Source organism: Streptomyces sp. NPDC002577, from assembly GCF_053594815.1.
Map to the genome: position 1 here is coordinate 60,196 of NZ_JBSFWK010000001.1, position 12,656 is coordinate 72,851.

14 protein-coding genes are annotated in these 12,656 nt (G+C 70.9%); 4 read left to right on the plus strand and 10 right to left on the minus strand.

The window, feature by feature from the left end:
• The first annotated feature begins 119 nt into the window (after positions 1-119).
• Entirely contained in the window at positions 120-1,601 is a 1,482-nt protein-coding gene (locus ACWD4J_RS00265) for a polysaccharide biosynthesis tyrosine autokinase (protein ID WP_451392996.1), read from the plus strand.
• Positions 1,598-2,212: an arsenate reductase/protein-tyrosine-phosphatase family protein gene (locus tag ACWD4J_RS00270; protein WP_451392997.1), complete on the plus strand. Its 615-nt coding sequence runs from the start codon at positions 1,598-1,600 to the stop codon at positions 2,210-2,212. The genes ACWD4J_RS00265 and ACWD4J_RS00270 overlap by 4 nt, the downstream gene beginning before the upstream one ends.
• 138 nt (positions 2,213-2,350) lie before the next feature.
• Here ACWD4J_RS00270 and fabF read toward each other — a convergent pair whose 3' ends face one another.
• The 5 genes from fabF to ACWD4J_RS00295 form a co-directional block, all read right to left on the minus strand.
• Positions 2,351-3,613 carry a beta-ketoacyl-ACP synthase II gene (fabF, locus tag ACWD4J_RS00275; RefSeq protein ID WP_451392998.1) on the minus strand — a complete coding sequence of 421 codons (1,263 nt, stop codon included), beginning with the start codon at positions 3,611-3,613 and terminating at the stop codon, positions 2,351-2,353.
• Positions 3,614-3,717: 104 nt separating this feature from the next.
• Positions 3,718-3,966: an acyl carrier protein gene (locus ACWD4J_RS00280; RefSeq protein WP_351298160.1), complete on the minus strand. Its 249-nt coding sequence runs from the start codon at positions 3,964-3,966 to the stop codon at positions 3,718-3,720.
• A 64-nt stretch (positions 3,967-4,030) separates the two neighbouring features.
• Positions 4,031-5,062: a beta-ketoacyl-ACP synthase 3 gene (locus ACWD4J_RS00285; RefSeq protein ID WP_451392999.1), complete on the minus strand. Its 1,032-nt coding sequence runs from the start codon at positions 5,060-5,062 to the stop codon at positions 4,031-4,033.
• Between the two features lie 16 nt (positions 5,063-5,078).
• Positions 5,079-5,999 carry an ACP S-malonyltransferase gene (locus ACWD4J_RS00290; protein ID WP_451393000.1) on the minus strand — a complete coding sequence of 307 codons (921 nt, stop codon included), beginning with the start codon at positions 5,997-5,999 and terminating at the stop codon, positions 5,079-5,081.
• An 89-nt stretch (positions 6,000-6,088) separates the two neighbouring features.
• Positions 6,089-7,294 carry a PucR family transcriptional regulator gene (locus tag ACWD4J_RS00295; RefSeq protein WP_451393001.1) on the minus strand — a complete coding sequence of 402 codons (1,206 nt, stop codon included), beginning with the start codon at positions 7,292-7,294 and terminating at the stop codon, positions 6,089-6,091.
• Positions 7,295-7,353: 59 nt separating this feature from the next.
• Here ACWD4J_RS00295 and ACWD4J_RS00300 point away from each other — a divergent pair, with 59 nt between their 5' ends.
• Positions 7,354-8,016: a pirin family protein gene (locus ACWD4J_RS00300; RefSeq protein ID WP_451393002.1), complete on the plus strand. Its 663-nt coding sequence runs from the start codon at positions 7,354-7,356 to the stop codon at positions 8,014-8,016.
• Positions 8,017-8,168: 152 nt separating this feature from the next.
• Here the strand turns inward: ACWD4J_RS00300 and ACWD4J_RS00305 are convergent, their stop codons facing one another.
• Positions 8,169-9,776, minus strand: coding sequence for a sigma-70 family RNA polymerase sigma factor (locus ACWD4J_RS00305; protein ID WP_451393003.1), 1,608 nt, complete (start codon positions 9,774-9,776; stop codon positions 8,169-8,171).
• Positions 9,777-9,970: 194 nt separating this feature from the next.
• Between ACWD4J_RS00305 and ACWD4J_RS00310 the strand changes: the two genes are divergently transcribed.
• On the plus strand, positions 9,971-10,384 hold the full coding sequence (locus ACWD4J_RS00310; protein WP_451393004.1) for an SsgA family sporulation/cell division regulator: 414 nt from the start codon (positions 9,971-9,973) through the stop codon (positions 10,382-10,384).
• A gap of 241 nt (positions 10,385-10,625) precedes the next feature.
• Here ACWD4J_RS00310 and ACWD4J_RS00315 read toward each other — a convergent pair whose 3' ends face one another.
• The 4 genes from ACWD4J_RS00315 to ACWD4J_RS00330 are packed head-to-tail and all read right to left on the minus strand — an operon-like array spanning position 10,626 to position 12,618.
• The gene (locus ACWD4J_RS00315; RefSeq protein ID WP_451393005.1) at positions 10,626-11,018 is read right to left on the minus strand and encodes a type II toxin-antitoxin system VapC family toxin; all 393 of its coding nucleotides are present in this window, start codon (positions 11,016-11,018) and stop codon (positions 10,626-10,628) included.
• Positions 11,015-11,284, minus strand: coding sequence for a hypothetical protein (locus ACWD4J_RS00320; protein ID WP_451393006.1), 270 nt, complete (start codon positions 11,282-11,284; stop codon positions 11,015-11,017). The genes ACWD4J_RS00315 and ACWD4J_RS00320 overlap by 4 nt, the downstream gene beginning before the upstream one ends.
• Positions 11,285-11,318: 34 nt before the next feature.
• Positions 11,319-12,128 carry a serine hydrolase domain-containing protein gene (locus tag ACWD4J_RS00325; RefSeq protein WP_451393007.1) on the minus strand — a complete coding sequence of 270 codons (810 nt, stop codon included), beginning with the start codon at positions 12,126-12,128 and terminating at the stop codon, positions 11,319-11,321.
• 19 nt (positions 12,129-12,147) lie between these two features.
• On the minus strand, positions 12,148-12,618 hold the full coding sequence (locus ACWD4J_RS00330; protein WP_451393008.1) for a GNAT family N-acetyltransferase: 471 nt from the start codon (positions 12,616-12,618) through the stop codon (positions 12,148-12,150).
• Between the last annotated feature and the right edge of the window lie 38 nt (positions 12,619-12,656).

Here is a 12,656-nt window from a genome sequence, read left to right on the forward strand (position 1 = left end):
GACTCTTGTGCGGTGCGGCCCTTCCAGCCTCTGTCGCCTGTTCAGTGCCGGTAAAACTCCATATGTCTTATTAGTCAGACTATGCGTTGATCCGGATGAATGGATGAGGAGTACCGCTAGTGGAACTACGCAGTCTCCTGGGAGCGCTGGCCCGGAGCTGGCCCGCTGTCGCCCTCTGCGCTCTGCTCGGCGTCAGCGTCGGCTGGGTCGCCACCACCCTGGCCACACCCGTCTACGAGGCCCAGACCCAGCTCTTCGTCTCCGCCCGCGCGGGTGGTGACACCCCCGAACTCCAGCAGGACAGTGCCTTCTCCCAGGCCAGAGTCCAGTCGTACGCCTCCATTGTGAAAAGCCGTCAGGTCACTCAGCACGTCGTCGACTCACTCGGCCTGCACACCACACCCGAAGAGCTGGCCAGCCGCATCACCGCCGAGGCGCCCTTGGGCACAGTGCTGGTCAACATCGCGGTGAGCGACACCGATCCGCTGCGCGCGGCGAAGACCGCAGATGCCGTGGCCGGCCGCTTCAGCGGGATCGTGAAGCGGCTGGAGACTCCCGACCGCGTGGGCTCCGGGCCGAAGCCCAGGTCCCCGGTGAAGCTCGGCGTCACACAGACAGCCGCCGTGCCGGCGGATCCGATCAGCCCGCGTCCCGTGCTCAACATCGCCGCCGGGCTGCTGGCCGGACTGCTGGTGGGTATCGGCATCGCCGTACTGCGCGACAATCTCGACACCACCCTGAAGACGCCCGAGGCCCTCGCCGAGCACTCCGCGCTCCCGGTGCTCGGTGCCATCCCGTTCGACAAGGAGGCGATCGGCCGGCCGGCCGGCGCCGACGCCCTCGGGCATTCCGCGCGAGCCGAAGCCTTCCGGCATCTGCGCACGAACCTGCAGTTCGCCCAGATCGGCGAGCGGTCCCGGGTGGTCGTCGTCACCAGCTCCCTCCCGGGCGAAGGCAAGACCAGTACCGCCGTCAACCTCGCCCTCTCGCTGGCCGACTCGGGCATCGCCACCTGCCTGGTCGACGCCGATCTGCGCCGCCCCCGCGTCGCCCGCTCGTTCGGCCTGATCCAGGAGGCGGGCCTGACCAGTGTGCTCATCAACCGGGCCGGGATCGACAACGTGATGCAGCAGGCCGCGGGTCTTTCCGTCCTCGCCAGCGGTCCCATCCCGCCCAACCCGACCGAACTCCTCGCCTCCGACCAGATGGCGGAAGTCCTGCGCGAACTCGCCGACCGGTACGAGGCCGTGATCGTCGACAGTGCACCACTGCTTCCGGTCGCGGACAGCGTGGGCCTCGCACCGCTCACCCACGGCGCGGTCCTCGTCGTACAGGCCGGAAAGACCTCCCGCGACCGCGTCGCCGCGGCGGTGCAGGCACTGCACTCGGTCGGTGCGCGTCCCCTGGGCGCCGTCCTCAGCATGACGCCGGTCTCGAAGCGCACCGGATACGGCTACGGATACGGCTACGGCGACCTCTCGTCGGCCACCCGACCTGCCCACAAGCCCCCGCGCCCACGTCTCGCGGTGCCCCGGCCGGAGGAGGCGCCCGCGTCGTGGGACCGCATCACCGGACACGCGCCGGCAGGAGGCGGCCTGTGACGACGCACACCGACCACGGAGGCGGGCCTGCCGCCCTGAGCGTTCTGTTCGTCTGCACCGGCAACATGCACCGCTCGCCGATGGCCGAGCGGCTGCTGAAGTCGAGGCTGCCGGGAGCCCGGGTGCGCAGCGCCGGGACCCGGGCCCAGCACTTCGAGGGCATGGATCCGGCAACCCGCTCCGTACTGGAGAGGCTGAACGGCGACTGCGCGGGATTCTCGTCCGTGCCGCTGACCGCACAACTCGTCGCGGAGGCCGATCTGGTGCTGGGGCTCGAGCGGCAGCACCGGGACATGGCGGTCCGGCTGGACCCGCTGGCCCTGCGGCGCTCCTTCACGCTCAGGGAGTTCGTGCGGCTGGCCCAAGAAGCCAGGAAGGACGCCACGACGGCCACGGAGCTGATCGCCCTGGCCGCCGCCTCCCGGGGCAGCCTGCGCCCGGTGCCGCGGGCCACGGACGAGATCGCCGACCCCTGGGGGACCCCGTACGAGGTGCTGGAGAGGTGCGGGCACGAGATCGACAGGGCGGTCACGGCCCTGGCTGCGCTTCTGGTCCCGTACAGCAGACCGTCCCGGGACGCGGAAGCGGTGCTGCCTTCTCAGCACTGCTGACGCCACGGACGGTACGGGATGCCGTCATGCGGCATCCCCCCACAGCCCTCCGCCCCCGTTGGATCACCGGATCCCACGGGGGCGGAGGCAATGGAGAGGCCCCTGGGGGAGGAGCCGTCTCCTGTACGTCTGCGGTACTCAGACCGTGCGGAAGGCCAGCACCACGTTGTGGCCGCCGAAGCCGAACGAGTCGTTCAGGGCCGCGATCCGGCCCTCGGGCAGGGCGCGGGCCTCGCCGCGGACCACGTCGGCGTTGACCTCGGGGTCGAGGTTGTCGACGTTGATGGTCGGCGGGGCGATGCGGTGCTGGAGCGCGAGGACCGTGGCCACGGTCTCCACGCCGCCGGCGCCGCCCAGCAGGTGACCGGTCATCGACTTCGTACCGGAGATCGCCATGTGGTCGACGTCGTCGCCGAACACCTTGCGCAGCGCCTTGATCTCGGCGACATCGCCCTGCGGCGTCGACGTGGCGTGCGCGTTGATGTGCACGATCTCGGCGGGCTTGAGGTCGGATCCGTCGAGCAGGTTCTGCAGCGCGTGCGCGATGCCGTTGCCGGAGGGCTCGGGCTGCGTGATGTGGTGGCCGTCGGCCGAGATGCCCTGGCCGATCGCCTCGGCGTAGATCTTCGCGCCACGGGCCTTGGCGTGCTCCTCCGACTCGAGGATGACCACGCCGGCGCCCTCGCCGAGGACGAAGCCGTCACGGCCCGCGTCGTAGGGGCGCGAGGCACCCTGCGGGTCGTCGTTGTTCTTGGACATCGCCATCATGTTGCCGAACGCGACGATCGGCAGCGGGTGGATCGCCGCCTCCGTGCCGCCCGCGACGACGACGTCCGCACGGCCGGTGCGGATCATCTCGATCGCGTAGCCGATGGCCTCCGCGCCGGACGCACAGGCGCTCACCGGTGTGTGGACACCGGCGCGGGCACCCACCTCCAGGCCGACGTTGGCGGCCGGGGAGTTGGGCATCAGCATGGGGACGGTGTGCGGCGAGACACGGCGCACACCCTTCTCCCGCAGCACGTCGTACTGGTCGAGGAGGGTCGTCACGCCACCGATGCCGGAGGCGATGACCGCACCCAGACGGTCGGGGTTGACGGACGAGTCCTCGCCGGCCTTGCCGGTGAAGCCCGCGTCCTTCCATGCCTCCTGAGCCGCGATCAGCGCGAACTGCGCCGAGCGGTCCAGCTTGCGGGCCTGCGGCCGCGGGATGATCTCACCCGGGTCGACGGCGATCTGCGCGGCGATACGGACCGGCAGGTCGGCGGCCCACTCCTGCTCGAGGAGGCTGACGCCGGAACGGCCGGCGACCAGTGCCTCCCAGGTGGACGCTGCGTCGCCACCCAGCGGTGTGGTTGCGCCGATACCGGTGACGACCACGGTGCGATTGGTCGAGCTCACAGGAATTCTTTCTCCAACGGATACGAAGGTTAAGCGGCGCCACCGCCGGGTGGCGGAGCGGCGGGCACGATGCCCTTGGTGGGCTCAGGCCCTTGATCGGACGATCAGGCCTGGTGCTTGAGGATGTAGTCGACGGCGTCGCCGACGGTCTTGAGGTTCTTGACGTCGTCGTCCGGGATCTTGACGTCGAAGCGCTCTTCGGCGGCGACGACGACCTCGACCATCGACAGCGAGTCGACGTCCAGGTCATCGGTGAAGGACTTGTCCAGCTGGACGTCCTCGGTGGGGATCCCGGCGATCTCGTTCACGATCTCGGCGAGACCGGCGACGATCTCTTCCTGAGTGGCGGCCATGGTGGCGCTCCTTCGCTGTATTCAGAGGGTGTGGCGGTTTCCGCCCGGAAAATGCGGACGGTGCCTAGGGGAGGGTAACGACCGTGGCGGCGTATGCGAGACCCGCCCCGAAGCCGATGACGAGCGCGGTGTCGCCGCTCTTCGCCTCGCCGGTCGCCAGCATCCGCTCCATCGCGAGCGGAATCGAGGCGGCCGAGGTGTTGCCGGTGGTCGCCACGTCACGGGCGACCGCGACGTGCTCCGGCAGCTTGAGAGTCTTCACCATCGAGTCGATGATCCGCATGTTGGCCTGGTGCGGAATGAAGACGTCCAGGTCGTCCGGGGTGATTCCGGCCGCGTCCAGCGCCTGCTGGGCGACCTTCGCCATCTCGAACACGGCCCAGCGGAACACCGCCTGGCCCTGCTGTGTGATCGCCGGGAACTTGATCTCGCCCTTGTCGTCGAGCGGCAGGTTCGCCACATCGCCGACGCGGAAACGGTCCCACGGGATGGTCTGCTTGATCGTCTCGGACTTGTCGCCCTCCGAACCCCACACCGTGGGGCCGATGTTGGGCTCCTGGGAGGGTCCCACGACGACCGCGCCCGCGCCGTCGCCGAACAGGAAGGCCGTCGCGCGGTCCTCCAGGTCGGTCAGGTCGCTGAGCCGCTCGACGCCGATGACAAGTACGTACTCTGCCGAGCCCTCGACGACCAGACCCTTGGCGAGCGTCAGGCCGTAACCGAAGCCCGCGCAGCCGGCCGAGATGTCGAACGCGGCCGCCTTGTTCGTGCCGATCCTGTCGGCGATCTCGGTGGCGACGGCCGGGGTCTGGGCGAAGTGCGAGACGGTGGAGACGACCACGGCGCCGATCTGCTCGGCCGTGATCCCGGCGTCGGCGATCGCCTTGCCGGAGGCCTCGATCGACATGGCCGCGACGGTCTCCTCGGGGGAGGCCCAGTGGCGGGTCGTGATGCCCGAGCGCGAGCGGATCCACTCGTCGGACGAGTCGATCGTCTCGAGGATCACCTCGTTGGGCACCACCCGGGTCGGACGGTAACCGCCGACACCGAGGATGCGCGCATACGGGGCACCCTTGCTGGGCTTGATCTTCGACATGCTCCGGGGCTCCTTCTCAGGCCGTCTGCGCGCCGTGCTCGGCGATGAGCTCGCGGGCAGCGTCCAGGTCGTCGGGGGTCTTCAGCGCCAGCGTCTGAACGCCGGGCAGCGCGCGCTTGGCGAGGCCGGTCAGCGTCCCGCCCGGGCACACCTCGAGGAGCGCGGTGACACCCAGCTTCTGGAACGTCTCCATGCACAGGTCCCAGCGGACCGGATTGGCGACCTGGCCGACCAGGCGTGAGACGACCTCGGCACCGGTCTCGACCGTCTGGCCGTCCTTGTTCGAGACATACGTGACAGCCGGGTCGGCGGGCGGCAGGGCCTCCGCCGCCTCGGCGAGCTTCTCGACCGCGGGCGCCATGTGCCGCGTGTGGAAGGCACCGGCGACCTGCAGCGGCACCACGCGGCGCACGCCCTCGGGCTTGTCCTCGGCCAGCGCGGCGAGTTGCTCGAGGGTGCCGGCGGCCACGATCTGGCCCGCGCCGTTCACGTTCGCCGGGGTGAGGCCCAGCTTCTCCAGGTGCGGGACCACCGTCTCGGGGTCGCCGCCCAGCATGGCGGACATACCGGTCTGCGTGATGGCGGCGGCCTCGGCCATGGCCAGGCCCCGCTTGCGTACGAGCTGGAGAGCCGCGGTGTCGTCCAGGACGCCCGCGAAGGCGGCGGCCGTGATCTCACCGACGCTGTGACCCGCGACCGCGCCCGGCGTGACCCCCAGGGCGGCGGCCGACAGCAGACCGGCGGCGACCAGCAGCGGCTGCGCCACAGCCGTGTCGCGGATCGCGTCCGCGTCGGCCTGCGTGCCGTAGTGGGTGAGGTCGAGCCCGATGGCGTCCGACCATGCGGCGATGCGGTCGGCGGCGCCGGGAAGTTCGAGCCAGGGGGTCAGGAAGCCGGGCGTCTGGGCGCCTTGGCCGGGAGCGACGAGTACGAGCACTCTCACACTCTCTCTTGTGGACGGCCGCAGCCGCCCGTGGGGACAGGGACGAAGAACCGCAGAGGGAATTGTAGGCCCCCGACAAATGGCTACAGCTGAGGATCGCCGTTGGTCAGCCGCCCGAGAATCAGGGCGATGCGCAGTGTGAACGCGGAGCGTACATCCGAGGGTGACCAGCCGGTGACGTCAGTCACACGTCGGAGCCGGTAGCGGACGGTGTTCGGGTGAACGAAAAGCATCCGGGCCGCCCCTTCGAGGGAGCTCGCCTGCTCCAGGTAGACGCTCAGGGTCTCCAGCAGCGCCGAACCGGCTTCCTCCAACGGTCTGTAGATCTCCTCCACCAGCTGCTCGCGGGCGGAAGGGTCCATCGCGATCGCACGCTCCGGAAGCAGATCGTCCGCGAGAACCGGCCGCGGAGCGTCCTGCCAGGCGGAGCACGCCTTGAGCCCGGCCGCCGCGGCCTGCGCCGACCTCGTGGCCGCCAGCAGGTCGGGCACGACGGGCCCGGCCACCACGGGCCCGGGGGCATACGGCCCGATCAGCGCCTTCGCGACGCGCAGCGGATTGTCGTCGCCGCCCGCGATGACGACCAGCCGGTCGCCCAGTACCCCGGTCAGGACCTGCAGCTTCGCGTGCCGGGCGGCCCGGCGGATCGCCTCGACCGTCAGCTCGCTGTCACCGTCCGGCGCCGTGCCCAGCACGACGCACACATGCTCGGGGGAGTTCCAGCCGAGGGCGGCGGCCCGCGAGACGGCACCCTCGTCGGCCTCGCCGGAGAGGACCGCGTTCACCACCAGCGACTCCAGGCGGGCGTCCCAGGCGCCGCGGGCCTCGGCCGCCTGCGCGTACACCTGCGCGGTGGCGAAGGCGATCTCCCGCGCGTAGACGAGCAGCGCCTCCCTGAGGACGGACTCGTCGCCGGGCGCCGCGACCTCCTCGATCGCGGTCTCCATCACCTCGATGGTCGTACGCACCATCTCGACGGTCTGCCGCAGGGTGATCGCCCGGGTCAGCTCGCGCGGCGCGGTCCCGAACACATCCGTGGAGATGGCCTGCGGAGTGTCCGGATGCCGGAACCACTCGGTGAACGCGGCGATACCGGCCTGCGCCACCAGTCCGATCCAGGACCGGTTCTCCGGGGGCATCGCCCGGTACCACGGCAGCGTCTCGTCCATCCTCGCGATGGCCTGCGCCGCGAGGCTGCCGGAGGACTTCTCCAGTCGCTTCAGGGTCGCGGCATGCGGATGCGGGACGGATGCGGAGTGCGCTGGCAGCGCGGTTTCTGGTTCGGGCACATGGACAAGACTGCCTCATCCGGACGGACGGGCGGCCAGGCGGGTCTACCGTGGGATCCGTGATGGACGTACGGCGCGCGGGCGAGCGCTACCGAGGAGGGGACCCGGCCACCGGGATCGAGTCCCTGCACGCCTTCTCCTTCGGGCCCCACTACGACCCCGGCAATCTGCGCTTCGGCGCCGTCATAGCCTGCAACGAGGAGCGCCTCGCGCCCGGCGCGGGCTTCACCGAGCACCCGCACAGCCACACCGAGATCGTGACCTGGGTCGTCGAGGGCGAGCTCACCCACCGCGACTCGCAGGGCCACGAGTCCGTCGTACGGCCGGGCGACGTCCAGCGCCTCAGCGCGGGCGGTGGCGTACGCCACGTCGAGCGCAACGACGGCGCCGCCCCGCTGGTCTTCATCCAGATGTGGCTGTCCCCCGCGGAACCGGGCGGCGACCCCGCATACGAGGTCGTCCACGGAATCGCTGACGCGACGCCGTACGCGGTGCCGGAGGCGGGGGCGATGCTGCACGTGCGGCGGCTGGCGGCAGGGGAGCGGACGGCGGTGCCGGACGCGCCCTTCGCCTACGCGCATGTGGTGCGGGGGGAAGTGCGGCTGGACGGGGTGGAGTTGGGGGCGGGGGACTCGGTGCGGGTCGCGGAGGCGAAGGGGCTGGAGCTGGAAGCGGGGGCGGGGGGTCCGGCGGAGGTGCTGGTGTGGGAGATGGCGCGGTGAGCCGGGGGTAGGGAGACGGCGCGGGGAGCTCGCCGCTCGCATGCCGGACGGGCGGCATGACGTTCCGCCGAGACGGCCGGTCTACTCGCCGACGGTCGGCGGGCGCGACCGGCACGGCGCGTTTGTGGCCCTCACCTCGCACGAAGCGCGGGTCAGCCGCCGCAGCCCTCGCCGGGGTTCGGGGTCTCGGGGGCCTCTGTGTGTGGTGTCTGAGTGGCGGGGGGTCTGTCTTCCGGGGCCTGCGTCCCTGGGGCCTCTGCTCCCGGGGTCTCGGTTTTGGGCGCTTCGGTGTCTGGGGTCTCGGCTTCAGGGGAGCCCGTTTTTGGGGCTTCGGTCTCCGGGGCCTCAGTGTCCGGGGTCTCGGTTTCGGGGGCGTCGTCTTCCGGGGCCGCCGTCCCCGGGGCATCCGTTCCCGGAGCCTCGGATGCAGGGGGCTCGGGCTCGTGCGAGGGTGCTCCCGGCTCCGGCTCCTCTTCTACCGGTTCGGCCGGGGCAGAGGCCGAGCCTGTGCTCCCCGGCGCGGCCTCGCCCGGCGACGGCGAATCGTCCCCCGGACCCTTCGTCGCCGACTCGCCCGGGGCCGACGTGGGCTCATCCGCGTCCTTCGCCTGGACCACGGTGGTGTCGGTCCCGCGGACGACGCCCGCCGCAGGCACGGTCCCATCGTCCGTCCATACCTGCTCGCTCTCCGGGGTCTCAGCCGCCCCGACGGGCGCGCCACGTTCCTCGTGCTGCTCCGCGGAGGCGTCCTGCGACGGCTGCACCACCGGCGCCTCTGCCAGCGGCACCCTCTCCAGCGGAACCGGGGAGGAGTCGACGGAGCCGAGCGCGATACCGGCCACGACGGCTGCGCCCGCCACGGCCACGCCGACCGCGACCGCTGCCTTCACCTTCGCACCGCTGCCGACGGCATGACGTCCCGAGCTCAGCAGCCCACCACCGTGCCCGCCCGACGGGACCACTGCGCCCACGGACCCCGTGGCGAGCGGCAGCAGGAACTTGCCGGCGCCACCCAGGACGAAGACGAGCAGCGCCGGACCGACGAGCGCAGGCAGCCGGTCATTGGCGCGCATCAGCTCGGCGAGCCGATGACGGCAGTCGTCGCACCCGTCCGTGTGACCGAGCAGTTGCCCGGACTGCCGTGGCGTCGCGGCACCGCGCACATACGCGGGCATGCGCACCCAATAGGCCTCGCAGGACGGGTCGTTCGGAGCGCCGGGATGCGAACGCAGAAAGGCCTGGCGCATGCCCTCACGGGCCCGGTGCAGCAGGACCGCCGTCGCGCCCTGCTTGGTGCCGATGCGCGGCCCGATCGCCTCCAGCGGCTGGTCCTCCGCCTCGGCCAGCCACAGCGCCTTCACCCAGCGCTCCGGCAGCTGTCCCAGTACGCGCACCAGCAGATCGACGGAGGACACCTGTTCGGCGGGGTCGTCCCCGTGGACGACCGCCTCGACCCGCTCGGCGGCCCACGGATCCTGCGGAGTCTCGCGTGCGGCACTGCCCGCGGTGGTCGCGAGATGCCGCACCGTCGTCATCAGATACGCCGGCACGTTGTCGATCTCGTGGCCGCCGGACAGCCGCCGCCATACGCGGAAGTGCGCCTCGGCGACGAGGTCTTCGGCGGCCCAGGGGCTACCGGTGAGGGAGCGCGCGTACGCGACGAGGCGTGGCTGCTCCTCCTCGTAGACGCGGGTGTACGCGGCGGTGGCGGACGCGGACGCGGACGCCGGCGTGGGCACGGTGGCGGGACCGTCGGGCATGCCAGGAACGCTCCAGTTCCCTGCTGATGGGCGAGGATTTGGAAGCCTAGATGGCAAATTTCTGGACAATCACCGAAGGTGATACAGATCACAGTTAATGGCTGTGGTGGTGGCGTAATGCGCAGGCTCTCCGCGAAGTCGAGGAAGCACATCGGCACAACTGGCCGACCCCGCACTCGATTCGGAGACCGATCATGCACAACACCCTGGAGCAGCCAGCCCGCGCCGGTCTGATCACCCCTGACGACCAGGTGGTCCCGGTATCTGTGACCCTGCGCTACAACTCCGCCGACCCCCTCGCCGTGCAGATCGAGTTCCCGACAGATGTCTCGCTCGACGGCCGGAGGGTGACCTGGACCTTCGCTCGTGCGCTCCTGGAGGAGGGGCTGGGCGCCCCCGCGGGTGTTGGTGACGTGCACATCTGGCCGTGCGGACGGTTTCGCACGGTCGTGGAGTTCCGCGTGCCGCAGGGCCTGGCCGTGATGCGGTTCAGCACACGCGCCCTCCACCGCTTCCTGCTGCGCTCGTACGCCGTCGTCGAGCCCGGCGCCGAGAACCTGGGCTCGGCCCTCGACCAGGGCCTCGCGTCCCTGCTCGACGGAGTCTGATGGCCGCCCTGACCCGGAGCCGTGCGCGGTGCGGGATCAGGCGGCAGCCCCGTCCCTTGTGACGGAACGCTCGTAGCGACTGGGGAAGGGGAAGTAGGTCTCCAGGAACTCTCAGCGCGGAATTGTCCTCGTCCTCGGCGATGATGGGCCGGGGGCTGCTCCGGCCTGCCGGGTGCGGTGAAGGGGGCGCTGCGAGGCCGTTGCGGGGCAGCGGTCAGCGGCGCAGTTCGGCCGGCACCGGTCAGATCTTGATCACGCGGACACCGGAGCCGCAAAGGATCAGGAGGTCTTCAGGGTCCGAGGTCAGGACGGTCACCGGAGCGGGTGACGCACATGCGGTGGCGGTCACGATGGCGTCAAGCGCGTATGTGTGGCCGTGCAGCCCGGCCGAGGCAAGGAGCTTGCTCGCGTGGCGGGCGATGGCCTCGGTGGGCGGGATGATGTTCACGCGCGACACGGCGTAGTCGAAACGGGCCTGGTTGATTCTGGGGTCGCGTGCTTCGACGAGCGTGACGGAGCTGGTGACCACCCGAATGTCTTCGGCCTCGGCTGCGGCCAGCCACTCGGTGAGCTCGGGCGAGCGGCGTACGAGCTTGGACAACCCCTCGCAGTCCAGGACGAGCGTGCCGCTCACGAGGCGTCCGCCGGATTCGCCCTCTCGCCGCGCAGGATCGCTCTCTTGGCCTCGACAGCGGCCTCGTCGACCGGGCCGTGCTCGGCTTCCGCGTCTTCGATCAGCTCACGCAGCCGCTCCCGCTCCAGTTGGCGTTGGATGAGGGTTTCGACGTAGGCGGACATACCTCGCTTGCCGGTGCGCGCCTTCAGGGCTGCGATGGTGCCTTCGTGGAGCGAGACGGATACCGGCCGCACGGGTCCTTCGCCGGGAGCGGGGGTGACCATGCCTACAGGGGCGGAAGAGTCTGATCGCCGAGGCTCAGAGCTCGGCCAGCACCGCATCCGTGAAAGCGGGCCAAACCTCAACGGCCCACGGCCCGAACGCCCGGTCCGTAAGCGCCACGCAAGCGACCCCCGCAACCGGGTCCACCCACAGAAACGTCCCCGACTGCCCGAAGTGCCCGAACGTCCGCGGCGAGGACGAACTTCCCGTCCAGTGCGGCGACTTGGAGTCCCGGATCTCGAACCCGAGCCCCCAGTCGTTCGGGTTCTGGTGCCCGTAGCCGGGCAGTACGCCCTTCGTCCCGGGGTACTGCACCGTCATCGCTTCCGCGACCGTCCGCGGGTCCAGCAGCCGCGGCGCCTGCACCTCCGCCGCGAAGCGGACCAGGTCGTCGACCGTCGAGACGCCGTCCTTGGCTGGGGAGCCGTCGAGCGTCGTGGAGGTCATGCCGAGGGGCTCCAGGACCGCCTGCCGGGCGTAGTCCGCGAAGGGAATGTCCGTCGCCTTCGCGACGTGGTCGCCGAGCGCCTCGAAACCCGCGTTCGAGTACAGACGGCGCGTCCCCGGCGCGGCCGTCACCCGGTGCTCGTCGAAGGCGAGACCGGACGTGTGGGCCAGCAGATGCCGGACCGTCGAGCCCTCGGGCCCCGCCGGCTCGTCGAGCTCGATCGCCCCCTCCTCGTACGCGACCAGCGCCGCGTACGCCGCGAGCGGCTTGGTGACCGAGGCGAGCGGGAAGCGGTGGGCCGTGGGGCCGTGCGCCCCCAGGAGCGCTCCGTCCGCGCGGACGACGGCTGCGGCCGCGGTCGGGACCGGCCAGTTCTCGATCGACGCCAGGCTCTGCATGCGTACGAGCGTAAGCGCCTTACAAGGTCAGCCGCATGGAGGGGTCGGGCTTGCGTACGAAACCGAGCGAGGCGTACAGCGGCTCGGCCTCCGCGGAGGCGTTGAGGTCCACGCTGGCCGCGCCGCGCTCGCGGAACCAGTCGAGCAGCGCCTCCATGCAGGCGCGGGAGTGGCCGCGGCGCCGCTGGTCCGGGTCCGTCGCGACGCTGAAGACGTAGCCCACCGCGCCGTGCGGGTTGCCCGCGCGGCCGATCCGGTACTCCATCGTCCCGGCCACCATCGCCGCCAGCGCCCCCGGCCGGTCCGGATGGTCGACGACGAAGGCCGCGAAGTCCCCGTCCGCGTCTGCCAGCCGACCGCGTACCGTGGTGATCGATGCCGCGTGCCAGTCGGTCGGCTCGCCCTGGGCGAAGGCCGAGTCGATCATGATCTGGCGCAGCCTCAGGATTTCCTCTGCGTCGTCGGGCCTCGCACGGCGTACAAGAGTCATGATCGGCACCGTAGCCATCGAGTCACCGGGCCGTCTCC